The 19,103-nt window shown below is 52.9% G+C and carries 15 protein-coding genes; 7 read left to right on the plus strand and 8 right to left on the minus strand.

The features are described from left to right. Positions 1–3 precede the first annotated feature (3 nt). The 5 genes from pqiC to rlmKL are packed head-to-tail and all read right to left on the minus strand — an operon-like array spanning position 4 to position 7,505. On the minus strand, positions 4–567 hold the full coding sequence (gene pqiC, locus FDX03_RS16785; protein ID WP_003035868.1) for a membrane integrity-associated transporter subunit PqiC: 564 nt from the start codon (positions 565–567) through the stop codon (positions 4–6). Continuing rightward, complete coding sequence (gene pqiB / locus FDX03_RS16790; RefSeq protein ID WP_048212114.1) at positions 564–2,204, minus strand: intermembrane transport protein PqiB; 1,641 nt, start codon at positions 2,202–2,204, stop codon at positions 564–566. The genes pqiC and pqiB overlap by 4 nt, the downstream gene beginning before the upstream one ends. Before the next feature lie 4 nt (positions 2,205–2,208). Beyond that, positions 2,209–3,462: a membrane integrity-associated transporter subunit PqiA gene (gene pqiA / locus FDX03_RS16795; protein WP_048212115.1), complete on the minus strand. Its 1,254-nt coding sequence runs from the start codon at positions 3,460–3,462 to the stop codon at positions 2,209–2,211. 14 nt (positions 3,463–3,476) lie between these two features. Then, entirely contained in the window at positions 3,477–5,384 is a 1,908-nt protein-coding gene (locus tag FDX03_RS16800) for an ABC transporter ATP-binding protein (RefSeq protein WP_101742826.1), read from the minus strand. Positions 5,385–5,396: 12 nt separating this feature from the next. Further along, positions 5,397–7,505 carry a bifunctional 23S rRNA (guanine(2069)-N(7))-methyltransferase RlmK/23S rRNA (guanine(2445)-N(2))-methyltransferase RlmL gene (gene rlmKL, locus FDX03_RS16805; RefSeq protein WP_101742827.1) on the minus strand — a complete coding sequence of 703 codons (2,109 nt, stop codon included), beginning with the start codon at positions 7,503–7,505 and terminating at the stop codon, positions 5,397–5,399. Between the two features lie 98 nt (positions 7,506–7,603). Between rlmKL and FDX03_RS16810 the strand changes: the two genes are divergently transcribed. Continuing rightward, positions 7,604–8,710, plus strand: coding sequence for a YcbX family protein (locus tag FDX03_RS16810; RefSeq protein WP_137346273.1), 1,107 nt, complete (start codon positions 7,604–7,606; stop codon positions 8,708–8,710). Here the strand turns inward: FDX03_RS16810 and zapC are convergent. Then, positions 8,707–9,249, minus strand: coding sequence for a cell division protein ZapC (gene zapC, locus FDX03_RS16815; RefSeq protein ID WP_061067635.1), 543 nt, complete (start codon positions 9,247–9,249; stop codon positions 8,707–8,709). The genes FDX03_RS16810 and zapC overlap by 4 nt on opposite strands. 166 nt (positions 9,250–9,415) lie before the next feature. Continuing rightward, positions 9,416–10,426, minus strand: a complete 1,011-nt coding sequence (gene pyrD / locus FDX03_RS16820; protein ID WP_061067634.1) for a quinone-dependent dihydroorotate dehydrogenase — start codon at positions 10,424–10,426, stop codon at positions 9,416–9,418. A 243-nt stretch (positions 10,427–10,669) separates the two neighbouring features. Between pyrD and ssuE the strand changes: the two genes are divergently transcribed. From ssuE to ssuB, 5 genes are read left to right on the plus strand one after another with little or no spacing between them, the layout of a single operon-like run. Beyond that, positions 10,670–11,245 (plus strand): NADPH-dependent FMN reductase, encoded by a 576-nt coding sequence (gene ssuE / locus FDX03_RS16830; RefSeq protein WP_137346274.1) that lies wholly within the window; start codon positions 10,670–10,672, stop codon positions 11,243–11,245. Continuing rightward, a complete protein-coding gene (locus tag FDX03_RS16835) occupies positions 11,238–12,212 on the plus strand; it encodes a sulfonate ABC transporter substrate-binding protein (RefSeq protein ID WP_061067632.1) in 975 nt (324 codons plus the stop codon). The genes ssuE and FDX03_RS16835 overlap by 8 nt, the downstream gene beginning before the upstream one ends. Further along, complete coding sequence (ssuD, locus tag FDX03_RS16840; protein WP_137346275.1) at positions 12,209–13,354, plus strand: FMNH2-dependent alkanesulfonate monooxygenase; 1,146 nt, start codon at positions 12,209–12,211, stop codon at positions 13,352–13,354. Before FDX03_RS16835 ends, ssuD begins: the two co-directional genes overlap by 4 nt. Positions 13,355–13,364: 10 nt before the next feature. Further along, positions 13,365–14,156, plus strand: coding sequence for an aliphatic sulfonate ABC transporter permease SsuC (gene ssuC / locus FDX03_RS16845; protein ID WP_137346276.1), 792 nt, complete (start codon positions 13,365–13,367; stop codon positions 14,154–14,156). Next, on the plus strand, positions 14,153–14,920 hold the full coding sequence (gene ssuB, locus FDX03_RS16850) for an aliphatic sulfonates ABC transporter ATP-binding protein (protein ID WP_115643640.1): 768 nt from the start codon (positions 14,153–14,155) through the stop codon (positions 14,918–14,920). Before ssuC ends, ssuB begins: the two co-directional genes overlap by 4 nt. A gap of 71 nt (positions 14,921–14,991) precedes the next feature. Here ssuB and pepN read toward each other — a convergent pair whose 3' ends face one another. Continuing rightward, entirely contained in the window at positions 14,992–17,604 is a 2,613-nt protein-coding gene (gene pepN, locus FDX03_RS16855) for an aminopeptidase N (RefSeq protein WP_137346277.1), read from the minus strand. 266 nt (positions 17,605–17,870) lie between these two features. Here pepN and pncB point away from each other — a divergent pair, with 266 nt between their 5' ends. After that, positions 17,871–19,073, plus strand: coding sequence for a nicotinate phosphoribosyltransferase (pncB, locus tag FDX03_RS16860; protein WP_101742835.1), 1,203 nt, complete (start codon positions 17,871–17,873; stop codon positions 19,071–19,073). The last annotated feature ends 30 nt before the right edge of the window (positions 19,074–19,103 follow it).

Here is a 19,103-nt window from a genome sequence, read left to right on the forward strand (position 1 = left end):
AGCTTATGGGATGCGTTTCAGCTCTTGAGCAATGGCCGTCGCTTCCTGACTCCAGGCGTTGGCAAGAACCTTCACCATCTCATCGTAGCCGTCTTTAGTCTGTACAGCTTCGATGTGGAATGGACGTTTGATCAGTTGTCCCTGATGATTCAGCAACCATTCACCGCTCACGATAACCTTACCATCGTACCGACCGTGGAAGCCGGTTACGGTGACGTTCAGCGTGTCCTGAGTGCTTCCCAGCGGCTGCGAAGCAACAACCCAGCCAGGCAACTGCATACTGAGGTTAGCAACCAGCGTATTGCGCAATTGCTGATCTAATGGGCTGGCCCAGAGATTATTATTGGCTATCACATATTGCACATCGCTGGTCTGGTAAACCACCCCATTACCGGCCAGATAATCAGGTACCGCAATCTGTTCAACCCACAGCAGACGGTTTCCCTGATTGGCGGAGCTCTGCACACCGCCTTGTGCGATAGGGAGCTGGTAATAGCTTTTATTCTCTCCGCTGGAGCTGCATGACGTCAGCCAGACCGCCATCATCACCACTAGCCACTTTTTCATTGTTTCGCCCTCTTCGGCTCTGGATCTTTTTTGTCCTTCGCTTCAAATACCAGCGCGTTGCTCTTGTCGTTCAGCGTTTTCAGTACCGGTTGCAGTTCACGTAGCACCTGATCAAGACGCTGCATATCCGCCACCATCTTGTTATAGGCCGCGGAACCAGGCTGGAAGCCCTGCATGCTGCGATTCAGTTCACGTAACGTATTCTGCATATCCGCAGGAAGTTGCTGCATCGACTGGCTGGACGTGATCTTATTCATGTTATCCAGCGTAGTTTGCAGATGCTTCATCGTGCGCTGGCTTTCCGACAGCGTATTGGTTGCCTGCTCAATCATCGGGTTCAGCGGCAGGCCATTAATCTTATCCAACGCTTCCATCAGACGTTGCTGAATCTGCGCCAGACCGCCACTCACTGTTGGGATAATTTGATAACCATTAAACTCGCGTACCCCTGTAATTGGCGGCTCTTTCGGGTAAAAGTCGAGATCGACATACAGCGCGCCGGTCACCAGGTTCCCCGTCTTCAATGAGCCTCTCAGCCCACGTTTGAGCAACTCAGCAAGATGAGCCCCCACATCGGTGTCTTCACCCAACTGCGCTTTCAGCCGTTCAGGTTCAATACGCACCAGAACAGGAATGCGGTAATCATTGTTAAATACCTGGCGCATATTTGGCGCGAAGAAAGGCACTTTACTTACTGTACCCAGGCGTATACCACGGAATTCCAACGGCGCACCCGGCTGCAGACCACGAATTGAATCCTTGAAGAACATCAGGTAATCAATGTGATCGGTATACAAGGAATCCTGAATACTTTTTTGATCGTCATACAGATTAAAAGAGGAATGCTGTTCAACCGGTTGGCCTTGCTCCAGCCCTTCCGGTACGTCAAAGCTTACCCCACCGCCAAACAGCGTCGTGAGCGAGCCCATTTCTACTCGCATACCTGCCGAAGTGAGATCGACGGCAATACCGCTGTCTTTCCAGAAACGGACATTACTGGTTACCAGTCGATCGTTTGGCGCATTGATGAAAAGCTGGTAGCTGATCGTGCGTTTTTGAGCATCAAACGTGCTGGTCTCAACCGAGCCCACGCGATATCCACGGAACAGCACCGGGTCACCCGGACTCAATTGACCGGCTTTTTTACTGTCCAGGATCACGCGGATCCCTTTCGCATCAGGCGGCGCCAGCGGTGGAGAATCGAGCAATTGGTAATTTTCCAGCTTGCTGCCTTTATTACCGGGTTGCAGCTCAATATATGCCCCGGACAACAGCGTTCCCAGGCCACTGATACCTTCACGCCCCACCTGCGGCTTCACAACCCAAAAAACAGAATCTTTATGCAGCAGCTTTTCCATACCGGAATTAAGACGCGCTTTAATCTCCACATGGGTCAGATCATCCGTCAGGGTTGCGCTCTCAACGATGCCGACGTCCACACTGCGGCTCTTAATCGTCGTTTTGCCCCCTTCAATACCTTCGGCATTGGTCGTAATCAACGTGACTTCCGGCCCCTGATGGCTGTAGTGGTAAAACAGAACCCATGCGCCAATGAGTGCAGTGACGATCGGGAATATCCACACGGGCGACCAGTTTTTTACCTTCTGCACTTTGGCTTCCCCACTTTTAGATTCCATGCTGTCAGGACTCCTCATGGCCTGGTTCTGGTTCACGGTCCCACGACAGACGCGGATCAAATGTCATCGCAGAAAACATTGTCATAATGACGACTAAAGCAAACATCAAAGCACCCATTGCAGGATAAATGTTCATTAACCCTCCCATGCGCACCAGCGCAGAGAGTACCGCAATAACAAAAACGTCGATCATTGACCAGCGACCGACAAATTCCACCACCTCATAAATCAGGTGCATACGTTCGCTGTCGCGTTTGCCATGCCCTTTGGCATCCCAACATAGCCAGGCAATGGCGATCATTTTTAAGGTCGGCACCATAATACTGGCGATAAAGATAACTGCAGCCACGGGATAAGAACCTTCGCTCCAGATTAAAACCACGCCCTCAAGAATGGTTGATGGCAGTTTTGACCCCAGCAGATCGGTGATCATAATCGGCAGAATATTGGCAGGAAGATAAAGCATGATCGACGTGAACAGTAGTGCCAGTGTCCATTGCAAACTGTTTTTACGACGCACATAGCCTTTCGTTTGACAACGCGGACACACCAGCTCATCAGCCGGAAGAATAGCCGTGCAACAGGAGCAGGAACGCAACCCTTGTCGGATACCGGGAACACCTGGCTTTAAGACCTGTTTGATAGCCGGCATCGGCGCAATATCATCCCACAGCCAGCGACGATCGACACACTGGAATGCTCGTAACTGGAGAAGACAAAAGAAGCACCACGGGATGAAACTACTGCCCACACCGATATCGCCATAGGCCATTAGTTTAACAAAGCTCACCAGCACGCCCGCAAGGAAGATTTCTGCCATTCCCCAGCTTTTTAACTGAAACAAAATGCGCGCCAGCCATGCTTTAAGCCGCTCGGGCATCTGAACCCGGTTTACCAGTAGCAGGATCGTCAGCAGACAAAAGGCCGGAACCAACTGAACGAATAAGATAAAGAAGGTGCCGAGACTGGCGTAATCTTCAGAAAAGAGCACGCTGGGAATTTGCAGCAACGTCACTTCACTACTCACCCCTGCGACGTTCATATTCACAAAGGGAAACAGGTTTGATAAAAGCAGCATGAACAATGCTGCTAACACATAGGCGGTAGGACGCTGCCGTGGCGCGTCCCACTCAACCGTTAACGTAGTGCCACATCGTGGACATGCCGCTTTCTGACCATGCTCAAGGCGAGGAAGCGCCACCAGCATGTCACACTGCGAGCACAAAATATGCTTCGCGGCATGGTGATGTTCGCACATATGTGCTCCTTTAATTATGCGCCATTCTTCAAAGACTCAAGATACTCCCAGCGCTCAAAGGCTTGCTCAAGTTCTTGTTCTGCTTCGTTCAGATTAGCTAACACCTGTTGCGTTTGCTCGTGCGGCTGACTAAAAAACGCGGCGTCAGCAACCTGAGTCTGTAAGGCTTCCAGCTTAGCTTCCAGTTCTTCAAGCAGCGCAGGAAGTTGCTCCAGTTCGCGCTGTAGTTTATAGCTTAGTTTGCTGGTGCCGCGTTTTACAATTTCTGCTTTAGGCGCAACAGTTTCCTCCGTTTTTTTCTCAACGGGTTGTTTAAACGCCACATACTGTGTTTGTTGGCCACGCGCGTCATGATAGCCGCCCACATAACGACCAATTTTGCCGCCACCTTCAAAAATCCAGCACTCGGTAACAGTATTGTCAACAAACTGACGGTCGTGGCTTACCAGCAATACGGTCCCCTGATAACCGTCAATCAACTCTTCGAGCAGTTCCAGCGTTTCGACGTCGAGATCGTTGGTGGGTTCATCGAGAATTAACAGATTGCTGGGTTTCAGGAACAAACGCGCCAACAGCAGGCGATTGCGTTCCCCGCCAGAGAGCGCACGTACTGGCGTCATCGCACGTTTCGGATGGAACAGGAAGTCCTGAAGATAGCCCAGCACATGGCGCGGCTTACCGTTCACCATCACCTCTTGCTTACCTTCAGCAAGGTTATCCATCACGGTTTTATCCGGATCCAGTTCAGCACGGTGCTGGTCGAAATAGGCAACTTCCAGTTTCGTCCCGACGTGGATGCGACCACTGTCGGCCTGTAATTGTCCCAGCATCAGCTTCAGCAGCGTTGTTTTGCCGCAGCCGTTAGGCCCAATTAAGGCAATTTTGTCGCTGCGCTGCACCTGCGCGGAGAAATCTTTCACCAGCTGCTTCCCGTCAACCTGGTAATCAACATTCTCCATTTCGAAAACAATCTTGCCTGAGCGGCTCGCTTCTTCGACCTGCATCTTCGCTGTGCCCATCACTTCACGCCGCTCGCCACGCTCGCGACGCATGGCTTTCAGCGCACGCACGCGACCTTCATTGCGGGTTCGACGCGCCTTAATACCTTGACGGATCCAGACTTCTTCCTGCGCCAGTTTGCGGTCAAATTCCGCGTTTTGTAACTCTTCTACGCGCAATGCTTCTTCTTTATCCAGCAGATACTGATCGTAGTTCCCGGGATAGGTCACCAGCTTGCCGCGGTCGAGATCGACAATGCGCGTCGCCATATTGCGAATAAATGAACGGTCGTGGGAGATGAAAATGATTGTCCCATTGAAGGTTTTCAGGAACCCTTCCAGCCAGTCGATGGTTTCAATATCCAGGTGGTTCGTCGGTTCATCCAGCAGCAGTACGCGCGGGTTACTTACTAACGCACGACCCAGCGCCGCCTTACGTAACCAGCCGCCGGAAAGCGATGCCAGCTCCATGTCTGCTTCCAGGCCAAGCTGTTCCAGTACTTCATTAATACGGTTTTCCAGCTGCCACAGATTATGGTGATCCAGCTGTTCCTGAACCTTCGCCAGTTCCTGGAGGTTTTTATCACTCGGGTCGGTGATCACCAGATGCGAGATATCATGATAACGCTTGAGGTAAACCGCCTGTTCTGCAATCCCTTCGGCGACGAAATCGTAGACGCTACCCTGCACGTTGCGCGGCGGATCCTGCTGCAGACGCGCCACAACCAGATCCTGCTCATAAATAATACGCCCATCGTCAAGACCCTGCTCACGGTTCAGGATCTTCATCAGCGTCGATTTGCCCGCGCCGTTACGGCCTACCAGACAGACGCGTTCGTTATCCTCGATATGCAATTCTGCATTATCAAGAAGTGGCGAATCGCTGAACGACAGCCATGCGCCATGCATACTGATCAATGACATTTTTTTTTCCTTTCAGGCTGCGGTAATCAGCCAGCAGTTGTGGATCTGGCGGTTACGGGCAAAGTCCTGGGAAAGCGTTTTTTGGGTAATTTCTTGTGCTTTCAATCCCAGTTCAGCCAGACCGTCGAGGTCCATACGGAATCCACGTTTGTTGTTGGAGAACATAATCGTGCCGTCTTTACGCAGCAGGCGTTTCAGATCTTTCATCAGCGCCAGATGATCGCGCTGCACATCGAACGAGTCTTCCATACGCTTAGAGTTAGAGAACGTCGGCGGATCAATGAAGATCAGATCAAACTGTTCATTGGCATCACGCAGCCAGCCCAGGCAGTCGGCCTGAATCAAGCGGTGCGCACGTCCGCTTAACCCGTTCAGTCGCAGGTTACGCTCTGCCCATTCCAGATAGGTACGCGACATATCTACCGTTGTGGTGCTGCGCGCACCGCCCAATCCCGCATGTACGCTGGCGCTGCCGGTATAGGAGAACAGGTTAAGGAAGTCTTTCCCTTTGCTCATCTGCCCCAACATGCGGCGTGCAATTCGGTGATCGAGGAACAGGCCGGTATCCAGATAATCGGTCAGGTTTACCCACAGGCGCGCGTTATACTCGCTCACCTCAATGAACTCGCCCTTCTCGTTCATTTTCTGGTATTGGTTCTTCCCTTTCTGGCGCTCACGGGTTTTCAGCACCAGTTTATTGGGCGCGATTTCCAGTACCGACAGCGTTGCGGCGATAATGTCGAACAGGCGTTGACGTGCTTTCTGCGCATCAACCGTCTTCGGCGGCGCATATTCCTGAACCACGACCCAGTCACCATAGCGGTCCACTGCAACGTTGTATTCCGGCAGGTCAGCGTCATACAGGCGATAGCATTCAATCCCTTCCTGACGTGCCCATTTTTCCAATTTCTTAATATTCTTGCGCAGGCGGTTGGCATAATCTTCCGCCACCGTTGCAGGTTTGCTGTCAGCGGTCGTTTCTGCAACGTGATAGTTCTTCTGTACGCAATCCAGCGGACCATTTTTCGCTTTAAACTGTTTATCCGCACGCAATTGCAGGCTGCTGAGCAGATCCGGCGAGGCGCTGAACAGCGACAAATTCCAGCCGCCAAACTGGTTTTTCATCGTGCGTCCCAGCAGGCTGTGCAGAGCTATCAACGCCGGTTCGCTATCCAGACGTTCGCCGTATGGCGGGTTGCTGATAACCGTCCCATACGGTCCTTTCGGCAGCGGGTTGCTCAGTTTAGCGACATCTTTAACTTCAAACGTCATCAGATCGGCAATACCGGCGCGGCGGGCATTACTGCGCGCTTTTTCAATTACCCGCGCATCGCTGTCAGATCCATAGAAGTGCGAGGTATAGTCCGCCAATCCTTTGCGTGCACGAACCTGTGCTTCGGCTTTGACTTCTTGCCAGACGACTTCATCGTGCTGCGCCCAACCGTTGAAGCCCCAGTAGCCACGGTGCAGGCCCGGCGCGCGATCGGTTGCCCACATCGCCGCTTCAATCAGCAGTGTGCCGGAACCACACATCGGATCGAGTAACGGGGTTCCCGGCTGCCAGCCAGAACGCATAACAATAGCGGCGGCCAGCGTTTCTTTAATCGGCGCCTGACCCGCGCGATCGCGATAACCACGCTGATGCAGGCCGTCACCGCTCAGATCGAGGGCGATGCTGGCGGTATCTTTGTTCAACCAGACGTTAATGCGCAGATCGGGTGATTCACGATCTACGTTCGGACGCGGCAGGTTTTTACGGGTAAAGGCATCGACAATCGCATCCTTTACTTTCAGTGCACCGTACTGACTATTACGAATCGTCTCGTTCAGGCCGCTAAAATGCACGGCAAAGGTGGCACCAGGATTAAATATCTCTGTCCAGTCGATTGCCTGAACGCCGAGGTACAGATCAAGATCGCTGTAGACCTTGCATTCTCCCATCGGCAGGATAATGCGCGAGGCCAGGCGGCTCCACATCAGGCTCTGGTAAACAAGCCGCGTGTCGCCCTTAAAATGGACCCCACCCTGAACGACCTGGCACTCCAGCGCGCCGAGGTTTTCCAGTTCAGTTTTTAACAGCTCTTCCAGCCCGCGGGCCGTACTGGCAAACAGAGAATTCATAATGTCACTTTTACTCCAAGAAAATTGCTGCGCATTATAGCTAATATGGGCTGTATGTCATAAAGTTGAAGGCTTATTTTCATTCGAGGGGCTGTACAGTGGTCACGTTAACCCGACTTTTTATCCATCCGGTTAAATCAATGCGCGGCATTGGGCTAACGCACGCCCTGGCAGATATCAGCGGCCTTGCCTTTGATCGCATATTTATGATCACTGAACCTGACGGAACGTTCATCACTGCCCGACAGTTCCCGCAAATGGTCCGCTTTACCCCTTCTCCTTTCCACGATGGACTGCATCTTACGGCGCCAGACGGCAGCAGCGCGTTAGTGCGCTTTGCCGACTTTGCCACCCAGGATGCACCAACAGAAGTGTGGGGAAACCATTTTACCGCGCGAGTAGCACCAGCGGATATCAATCGCTGGATCAGCGGTTTCTTTTCCCGTGATGTGCAGTTGCGTTGGGTTGGCCCGCAACTGACGCGCCGGGTAAAGCGCCACGATGACGTTCCCTTATCCTTCGCCGACGGTTATCCCTACCTGCTGACCAATGAAGCGTCGCTACGCGATCTGCAACAGCGCTGTCCGGCAAGCGTCAAAATGGAACAGTTTCGCCCTAATCTGGTGATTTCAGGCGCTGGCGCCTGGGAAGAAGATACCTGGAAAGTGATTCGCATCGGCGACGTCATTTTTGATGTGGCAAAACCCTGTAGCCGCTGTATTTTCACTACCGTTAGCCCGGAAAAAGGCCAGAAACATCCGTCTGGCGAGCCACTGGCAACGCTGCAAACCTTCCGCACGGCGGCGGACAACGGTGATGTCGATTTCGGCCAGAATCTCATCGCCCGTAATAGCGGCGTAATTCGTGTAGGTGATGAAGTCGAAATACTGGCGACCCGACCCGCCCGGCTGTACAGCGCGACGGAATCTGATGATACGGCTTTGCAACAACAACCCGATGCAACAGTGATGATTGACTGGCAGGGTCAAACGTTTCGCGGAAATAATCAGCAGGTATTGTTGGAACAGCTGGAAAACCAGGGGATCCGTGTTCCCTACTCGTGTCGTGCGGGAATTTGCGGATGCTGCCGGATTCGGCTGGTAGAAGGCGAAGTCAACCCACTGAAAAAATCAGCGATTGGCGATGACGGAACGATTCTTTGCTGCAGTTGTGTACCCAAGACAGCAATCAGGCTGGAAAGTTAGACCGCCTGCTCAAGGTTGAAACTGTCGACAATTGCCTGTGGTTTCAGTCTGTCATTCATGATTTTAATCGCATCGCCAAGTTGCATGGTGCGACCAGCGATGACCACTCCGGGCTGCGCAAGCAAACACAGTGCGGCATTTTCACCCGGCTCTACCACTAACAGATTTACCTGTTCTTCGGTATCGCTTAAATCCACACAGGCGGCGTCACCCACGGTTGGCGACCAGTTAATACCGTGCGCAACAAAGTGCCAGCTTTTTGGCATTTGCGGTTTAAGATACCGAATAGCCACCAGCGCATTTAGCACCAGTTCCGCTTTTTGTTCTTTAGCTAAATCCAGATAACGGCATTTTTCTTCGAAGGAGAAATAAAGCGCGGCGTCATCAACACAAAAACCAGATGGAGAAAAAGCATCAGGCGTGAGCATTTTACGCGCAAAACGCGAGCGGAATAACATGCCATTGGCTAAATCGAGCATCATACGATCGTGCTCTTCATCATAATACCAGCGCCAGTTATCGTCGGGTTTAATTCGCATCAGTTTCTCTCCTTTCCTTAATCATCGCCATTACGACAGTATCCTTTTGCCGCTTCGTTTATTGCCTTAATAATAAAAGCTCAGAATGTTTAAATAAGCAACAGTAAAGGAATATAAAACAACCAGGGCCAGAAATAAAGCCCTGGTTGTCGGATTAAGGCATAGATCAGATATTGCTGACGATTTCTTTAATCAACGGCGGACCTTTAAAAATAAAGCCCGAATAAATCTGTACGAGGCTTGCGCCGGCAGCCATTTTTTCCCGCGCGGCAATCACCGAGTCGATCCCGCCAACACCAATAATTGGCAACTGCCCTTTTAATTCCTGAGACAACTGGCGAATAATTTCTGTACTTTTTAATTGCAATGGTCGCCCGCTCAGACCACCCATTTGATCGCAATTTTTCATTCCCTGAACGAGCGAACGATCGAGCGTGGTGTTAGTCGCAATTACGCCATCAATATTATGCCGAACTAAACTGTCAGCAACCTGGATCAGTTCTTCCACAGAAAGATCCGGCGCGATCTTTACCGCCACCGGCACATATTTATGGTGGATCGCTTGCAGATCGTTTTGCTTATTTTTAATAGCCGTCAGCAGATCGTCCAGAGCCTCGCCGTATTGCAGCGTACGTAATCCCGGCGTATTCGGTGAAGAGATATTAATCGCAATATAACCCGCATAAGCATAGACTTTTTCCATACAAATCAGATAGTCATCTTTGCCATTCTCTACTGGGGTATCTTTATTCTTGCCAATATTAATCCCCAGAATACCGTCAAAATGCGATTTTTTAACGTTCTCAACCAGGTTATCAACTCCGTGGTTATTAAACCCCATACGGTTGATCAAACCTTCTGCATCGACCAGACGGAACAGACGCGGTTTATCGTTACCCGGCTGAGGACGCGGCGTCACGGTACCTATTTCAATTGAGCCAAATCCCATCGCGCCGAGCGCATCAATGCACTCCCCGTCTTTATCCAGTCCGGCAGCAAGCCCGAGCGGATTTTTAAACGTCAGCCCCATACAGGTAACCGGTTTTGCCGGTACTTTCTGGCGCACAAGCGCTTCAAGCGGTGTGCCGGTAATGCGACGTAATTGCTGGAATGTCAATTCATGAGCGCGCTCTGGATCGAGCTGAAAAAGGGCTTTACGAACGAAGGGGTAGTACATGAACTCTCCTGGATTCCCGGTGTGCAAACCGGGGGCGTATTATGTGCGATCGCGAGCAAAAAGGGAATTGACCTGCGGCAATAAATAGCAATCGTTTTCCTCGCCCCTGCCTTTTTATTCAATTTCCAACTTTTCTATCCCGTATAAATCATTTCGATAAACAAAATCTCTCTGCCAGACTGCATAAATTGTTATCAATGTTAAGTAAAAGCAAACAATTAGTTATAAGTGGAGATTAAAATTATGCGCGTCATTACTCTGGCGGGAAGCCCTCGCTTTCCTTCTCGCTCCAGTGCGTTACTGGAATATGCCCGAGAAAAACTACACGGTCAGGATATCGAAATCTTTCACTGGAACCTGCATAACTTTGCCCCGGAAGACCTAATCTATGCCCGTTTTGACAGTCCGGCGCTGAAGACATTTATTGAACAACTGCAAGATGCTGACGGGCTGATTGTCGCCACGCCGGTCTACAAAGCCGCTTACTCTGGCGCACTGAAAACGCTGCTCGATCTGCTCCCCGAGCGGGCGCTGGAAGGAAAAGTGGTGTTGCCGCTGGCGACCGGCGGCAGCGTGGCGCATTTACTGGCCGTCGATTACGCGCTGAAACCGGTACTGAGTGCGTTAAAAGCCCAGGAGATCCTGCACGGCGTATTTGCCGATGATTCGCAGGTCATCGATTATCAGCATAAACCGCAGTTTACGCCCAACCTGCAGCAGCGCCTGGATAGTGCGCTCGACACCTTCTGGCTGGCATTGCATCGTCGCGATATCCAACTCCCTCAACTGAATGCCCTGCGAGGTGCCGCCCATGCTTAATCTGCTCAAACGTCACACGTCGTGGTTCACACTGGCTGGGCTGCTGTCACTGTCAACGCTGGCGCACGCCGCAGAACCTGCGCCCGATGCTCTACGCATTGGTTATCAGAAAGGGAGCGTCAGCATGGTGTTGGCCAAAAGCCATCAATTGTTGGAGAAACGCTACCCGCAAACCAAAATCTCGTGGGTTGAGTTCCCTGCCGGGCCACAAATGCTGGAAGCGCTCAATATCGGCAGTATCGATCTCGGCAGTACGGGTGACATTCCACCCATTTTCGCCCAGGCCGCGGGGGCAGATCTCGTTTACGTGGGCGTAGAGCCCCCCAAACCGAAAGCTGAAGTGATTCTGGTGCCGAAAAATAGCCCGATCCAGAACGTCGCGCAGCTTAAAGGACATAAAGTCGCTTTCCAGAAAGGTTCCAGCGCCCACAATTTACTGCTCCGTGCACTGCAACAGGCTGGGCTGAAATTTACCGATATTCAACCGACCTATCTGACGCCAGCCGATGCGCGAGCGGCCTTCCAGCAAGGAAACGTTGATGCGTGGGCTATCTGGGATCCCTACTATTCCGCCGCGTTATTGCAAGGTGATGTACGCGTGCTGAAAGACGGCTCAGACCTCAAGCAAACCGGTTCGTTTTATCTCGCCGCACGTCCTTATGCCGAAAAAAATGGCGCTTTTATTCTTGGCGTACTGAATACCTTTAGCCAGGCCGATGCGTTAACCCTCAGCCAGCGGCAGCAAAGCATTGCCCTGCTGGCTAAAACCATGGGCCTGCCTGAGCCGGTAATTGCCTCTTATCTGGATCACCGCCCGCCAACCACCATTACGCCCGTCAGCGACTCTGTTGCTGCGCTACAGCAACAAACCGCGGATCTGTTTTATGACAACCGTCTGGTGCCGAAAAAAATCGATATTCGCCAGCGTATCTGGCAACCCACTCAGCAGGCAGGAGAAAAATTATGAGTCTGAACATGTTCTGGTTTTTACCCACCCACGGTGACGGTCATTATCTTGGAACGGAAGAAGGTTCGCGCCCGGTCGATCACGGATATCTGCAACAAATTGCGCAAACGGCCGACCGTCTGGGGTTTACCGGCGTGCTGATCCCCACCGGTCGCTCCTGCGAAGATGCCTGGCTGGTCGCCGCCTCGATGATCCCGGTCACCCAGCGGTTAAAATTTTTGGTCGCGCTACGCCCAAGCGTCACCTCGCCGACGGTTGCCGCGCGTCAGGCAGCAACGCTCGACAGGCTTTCTAATGGTCGGGCGCTATTTAACCTGGTGACCGGCAGCGATCCGCAGGAGTTGGCTGGTGACGGCGTGTTCCTCGATCACACCGCGCGCTATGAAGCCTCTGGCGAATTTACTCAGGTCTGGCGACGCTTACTGCAAGGTGAAACCGTTGATTTCAACGGCAAACATATTCATGTTCGCGGGGCAAAACTGTTCTTCCCGCCGATCCAGCGGCCACATCCTCCACTCTATTTCGGCGGCTCGTCTGACGTCGCACAAGATCTGGCCGCCGAACAGGTTGATCTCTACCTGACCTGGGGCGAACCGCCTGAACAGGTGAAAGCGAAGATTGAACAGGTGCGGGCTAAAGCGGCGGCGCGCGGGCGTAAGATCCGCTTCGGTATTCGTCTGCATGTGATCGTACGGGAGACAATGCGCGAGGCATGGCAGGCAGCGGATCGTCTGATAGCCCATCTGGATGACGACACCATCGCCAAAGCCCAGGCCGCCTTCTCAAAAACGGATTCGGTTGGTCAGCAGCGAATGGCTGCACTGCACAACGGTAAACGCGACAAACTGGAAATTAGCCCGAACCTGTGGGCAGGGGTAGGACTGGTGCGCGGTGGCGCAGGGACCGCACTGGTTGGGGATGGTCCTACGGTCGCAGCGCGTATTAACGAGTATGCCGCGCTGGGAATCGACAGCTTTGTGCTGTCCGGGTATCCGCATCTGGAAGAGGCATACAGAGTTGGTGAGCTGCTGTTCCCGCATCTGGATGTCGCGATACCAGAAATTCCGCAACCGCTGCGCCTGCAACAGCAAGGCGAAGCGGTTGCGAACGAATTCATCCCGCGTAAAGTCGCACAAAGCTAAGGAGCGGCTAATGGCAACGACGAAAAACAGATGGTTATTGCGCCTCGCGCCCTGGTTTTTACCGGTCGGTCTGGTGGCGTTCTGGCAGCTCGCATCATCAATGGGCTGGCTGTCCAATCGCATACTGCCCTCTCCGGAGGGTGTTATCGAAGCCTTCTGGACGCTTTCCGCCAGCGGCGAACTTTGGCAGCATCTGGCGATCAGCGCCTGGCGCGCGCTGATCGGATTCTCTATCGGTGGATCGATTGGCCTGACGCTGGGACTGATCAGCGGTCTTTCGCGTTGGGGAGAACGCCTGCTGGATACCTCGGTGCAGATGCTGCGTAACGTACCGCATCTGGCGCTGATCCCGCTGGTGATTTTGTGGTTCGGTATTGATGAATCCGCCAGGATCTTTCTCGTCGCCCTGGGCACGCTGTTCCCGATTTACATCAACACCTGGCACGGGATACGCAATATCGACCGCGGGCTGGTTGAAATGGCGCGCAGCTATGGGTTGTCTGGTTTTTCACTGTTTATTCATGTGATCCTCCCCGGCGCCCTGCCCTCGATTATGGTTGGGGTGCGTTTTGCTCTCGGACTGATGTGGCTGACGCTCATTGTAGCGGAAACCATTTCAGCCAATGCCGGTATTGGCTACCTGGCGATGAATGCTCGCGAATTTCTGCAAACCGATGTGGTCGTGGTGGCCATTATTCTCTACGCCCTGCTCGGCAAGCTAGCCGATGTCAGTGCCCAACTGCTGGAGCGAATCTGGCTGCGCTGGAACCCGGCTTACCATGTGAAGGAGGCTACCGTATGAACACCGCTCGCCTGAACCAGGGCACGCCGCTTTTGCTGAGCGCCGTGACAAAACAATACGCCGCCAATACGGTGCTCAATCAGTTAGATTTGCATATTCCGGCCGGACAGTTCGTTGCCGTGGTAGGCCGCAGTGGCGGAGGTAAAAGTACGTTGCTGCGCCTGCTGGCTGGGCTGGAGTCGCCCACCTCTGGCGCATTACTCGCCGGAACCACCCCGCTGGCAGAGATTCAGGATGATACGCGAATGATGTTTCAGGATGCGCGTCTGCTGCCATGGAAGACGGTTATCGATAACGTGGGTCTGGGTCTGAAAGGTCAGTGGCGCAATGCAGCCCGAGATGCGCTGGCCGCAGTTGGGCTGGAGAATCGTGCTCAGGAGTGGCCCGCAGCGCTTTCTGGCGGACAAAAACAGCGCGTGGCTCTGGCGCGGGCATTAATTCATCGCCCCGGTCTGCTTCTGCTGGATGAACCCCTCGGCGCGCTGGATGCCTTAACCCGCCTTGAAATGCAGGAGCTGATTGTCTCTTTGTGGCAAGAGCACGGCTTTACCGTACTGCTGGTCACCCATGACGTGAGTGAAGCTGTGGCAATGGCCGATCGCGTTTTGCTGATTGAGGATGGAAAAATCGGACTGGATTTAACGGTGGATATTGCGCGACCACGCCGGATTGGATCGGTGCGTCTGGCAGAACTGGAAGCCGAGGTGTTGAATCGGGTGATGCAGCGTGGCGACAATGAAGTTCAGCTACGCAAGCAAGGTTAAAAATGCCGGATGGCGCTACCGCTTATCCGGCCTACGCGTGAATGGTAGGCCGGACCCATCCGGCAATATTATCAGGCTAACGCTTTAGAGATCTTTTCGAACAGATCGCCCGACAGATTCTCCAGACCTTTCAGCTGTTCCAGCGCCGCACGCATCTTCGCCTGACGTTTTGCATCATAGCGTTTTAAACGAATCAGCGGCTCAATCAATCGAGATGCCACCTGCGGGTTACGGCTGTTGAGCTCAGTCAGCATGTCCACCAGGAACTGATAACCGCTACCATCTTCCGCATGGAATGCCGCCGGGTTGCTGCCCGCGAAGGCACCAATCAGCGAACGGATGCGGTTCGGGTTACTCATACTAAAGGAACGATGCTTCAGCAGGCCGCGTACCGTTTCCAGCACGTTTCTAGCCGGGCTGGTGGATTGCAGGATAAACCATTTATCCATCACCAGACCGTCATGGTGCCATTTGTCGTCGTATTCCTGCATCAGCGCGTCACGACACGGCAACTGTGCTGCGACCGCCGCAGACAGCGCCGCCAGCGCATCAGTCATGTTATTCGCTTCACGGTACTGCTTGCTTACCAGCGTGTCTGCCAGTTGGTTTTCCCCAAAAGCCAGGAAGCGCAGGCAGGCATTGCGCAGCGTACGTTTGCCAATATCAGCATGCTCAACGCGATACTCATCAAGATGATTAGCGTTATAGATGGCGAGGAATTCATCCGCCAGCTCGGCCGCCAGCGTGCGGGTTAACGCTTCGCGTACCTCGGCGATCGCCACCGGATCAATGATGTCGAACAGTTCGGCAATTTCATTTACTGAAGGCAGCGTCAGGATCTCTGCCGCCAGTGCCGGATCGATTTTCTCATCGAGCAGAATTGCGCGGAATGCATCGGCCACGTGGACCGGCAGCGACAGCGGTTGTCCCTGCTGATGACGGGCAACGTTGAGCTTAATATAGGTTGCCAGCAGGCTTTGCGCCGCATCCCAACGAGAGAAATCGTTACGCGCATGGCGCATCAGGAAGGTCAGTTGCTGATCGCTCCATTTATATTCCAGTTTCACCGGCGCGGAGAATTCGCACAGCAGCGCCGGAACCGGCTGGAAGTAGACGTTATCAAAGACAAACGTCTGCTCTGCCTGGGTCACGTTGAGTACGGAATTCACCGGGTGCCCGCCTTTTTGTAGCGGGATCACTTTCCCTTCGTTGTCATACAACTCAAGGGCAAAAGGAATATGCAAGGGCTGCTTTTCAGCCTGATCCGGCGTGGCTGGCGTACGCTGGCTGATAGTCAGCGTGTACTGTTCCGTTGCTGGATTGTAGTCATCTCGCACGGTCAAAATCGGCGTACCGGACTGGCTGTACCAGCGGCGGAAATGGGAGAGATCGACGTTGGAGGCATCTTCCATCGCCTGCACGAAATCATCACAGGTTGCAGCGCTACCATCGTGACGCTCAAAGTACAGCTGCATCCCTTTCTGGAAGTTAGCCTCACCCAGCAGGGTGTGGATCATACGAATCACTTCCGCACCCTTCTCATACACGGTCAGGGTATAGAAGTTGTTCATTTCAATGACCATATCCGGACGGATAGGATGCGCCATCGGGCTGGCGTCCTCAGCAAACTGCAGGCCGCGCATGGTACGCACATTGCTGATACGGTTTACCGCACGTGAGCCAAGATCGGAACTGAATTCCTGATCGCGGAACACGGTTAACCCCTCTTTCAGGCTCAACTGGAACCAGTCGCGACAGGTTACGCGGTTGCCGGTCCAGTTATGGAAATATTCGTGACCGATGACGCGCTCAATATCGAGGTAATCTTTGTCGGTGGCGGTATCGGTACGCGCCAGCACGTATTTGGAGTTAAAGATGTTCAGACCTTTATTCTCCATCGCGCCCATGTTGAAGAAATCCACAGCGACAATCATATAGATGTCGAGGTCATACTCGAGGCCAAAGCGCTCTTCATCCCATTTCATGGAGTTTTTCAGCGAGGTCATCGCCCACGGCGCGCGGTCCAGGTTACCGCGATCGACGTACAGTTCCAGTGCCACTTCACGCCCTGAGCGGGTAGTAAAAGTGTCGCGCAGGACGTCAAAATCACCGGCCACCAGCGCAAATAAATAGCACGGTTTCGGGAATGGATCCTGCCACTGCACCCAGTGGCGACCGTTTTCCAGTTCGCCCTGCGCAACACGGTTACCGTTGGAAAGCAGGAATGGATATCTGGTTTTATCGGCAATAATTTTGGTCGTAAAACGCGCCAGCACGTCCGGCCTGTCGAGATACCAGGTAATATGGCGAAAGCCTTCCGCTTCGCACTGGGTACACAGCGCGTCACCTGACTTGTAAAGCCCTTCCAGCGCGGTATTCGCCGCTGGGCTAATTTCATTCACGATACGCAGCGTAAAACGTTCCGGCAGTTGATTGATGACCAGAGCGCCCTCTTCTTCTTTATATGCTGTCCACGGTTCATCATTCACGTGGATTGACACCAGGGTCAGATCTTCACCATTCAGGCGCAGGGGCGCATCGGACGTGCCATGACGGACAGCCTGGCTCACTGCGGTGACCACGGTTTTTTCAGCATCCAGGTCAAAGGTCAAGTCAATATCAGTAATCTGGTAATCCGGCGCACGGTAGTCGTGGCGGTATTTGGCTTGTGGCTGTTGTGTCATAAAAAAACCTTTAGCATCTTTGGTAGAGTCTCGGCTTCAGTCTATTCCTGTTGCGTAAATCACGCTACGCAGAATGTTCATCTTTTCAGGCACAAACGCCCTTTTTGCTACATTTTTATAACACGCGGCACGAATTGCCCTCGACCAGAAAGACAGCTTATGGTGTGATCGGGGTTCAATAAATCGCTAAACAGGGTATACTCCAGCGGTTTTCTTAGTTGTTTATTGTACTAAACGCTCCCGTGAGAGGATGCTACTGCGCACCTATGACACAATTCGCTTCTCCTGTTCTGCACTCGCTGCTGGATACAGACGCTTATAAGTTGCATATGCAGCAAGCCGTTTTTCACCACTACTATGATGTACAAGTAGCGGCTGAATTTCGTTGCCGTGGCGATGACCTGCTCGGTATTTATGCCGATTCTATTCGCGAACAGGTGAATGCTATGCAGCACCTGCGACTGCAGGAGGACGAGTACCAGTGGCTCTCCGGCCTGCCTTTCTTCAAAGCTGATTACCTCACCTGGTTACGTGATTTCCGCTATAACCCGGAACAGGTTTGCGTCACCAATGACAACGGTAAGTTGAACATTCGCTTAACCGGGCCATGGCGCGAAGTGATCATGTGGGAAGTTCCGCTGTTAGCGGTGATAAGCGAGCTGGTACACCGTTATCGCTCGCCCGAATCAGGCGTCCCACAGGCGCTGGCTGAGCTGGAAAACAAATTAGCAGAATTCTCTGCTTTAACGAAAGATGTCGATATGTCCCGCTTCCATCTGATGGATTTCGGTACGCGTCGTCGTTTTTCACGTGAAGTCCAGCAGGCTATCGTTAAACGCCTGCAGCAAGAGCCGTGGTTTGTTGGCACCAGCAACTACGATCTTGCCCGTCGTTTGTCATTAACGCCGATGGGAACCCAGGCGCATGAATGGTTCCAGGCACACCAGCAAATCAGCCCTGAGCTTGCCACCAGCCAGCGCGTTGCCCTGGCCGCCTGGCTGAACGAATATCCCGACCAGCTCGGCATCGCCCTGACCGATTGCATCACCATGGACGCGTTTTTGCGCGACTTTGGCGTTGAGTTTGCGACCCGCTACCAGGGTTTGCGCCACGACTCTGGCGATCCGGTGGAATGGGGTGAGAAAGCCATCGCCCATTATGAAAAACTGGGCATTGACCCGCAAAGCAAAACGCTGGTGTTCTCCGATAACCTCGATCTGAATAAAGCGATTGAACTCTACCGCCACTTCTCTTCTCGCGTGCAGTTGAGCTTTGGTATCGGGACACGCCTGACGTGTAACATCCCCCAGGTTAAGCCGCTGAATATCGTTATCAAGCTGGTCGAATGTAACGGCAAACCGGTGGCGAAGTTATCTGACAGCCCGGGTAAAACCATCTGCCATGATAAAGCGTTTGTGCGCGCGCTGCGCAAAGCCTTCGATCTCCCGCATATTAAAAAAGCCAGCTAGTCCTTCCAGGGAGCCACTTTGGCTCCCTTT

Source organism: Citrobacter sp. wls827 (genome assembly GCF_005280875.1).
Taxonomy (GTDB): Bacteria; Pseudomonadota; Gammaproteobacteria; order Enterobacterales; family Enterobacteriaceae; genus Citrobacter; species Citrobacter youngae.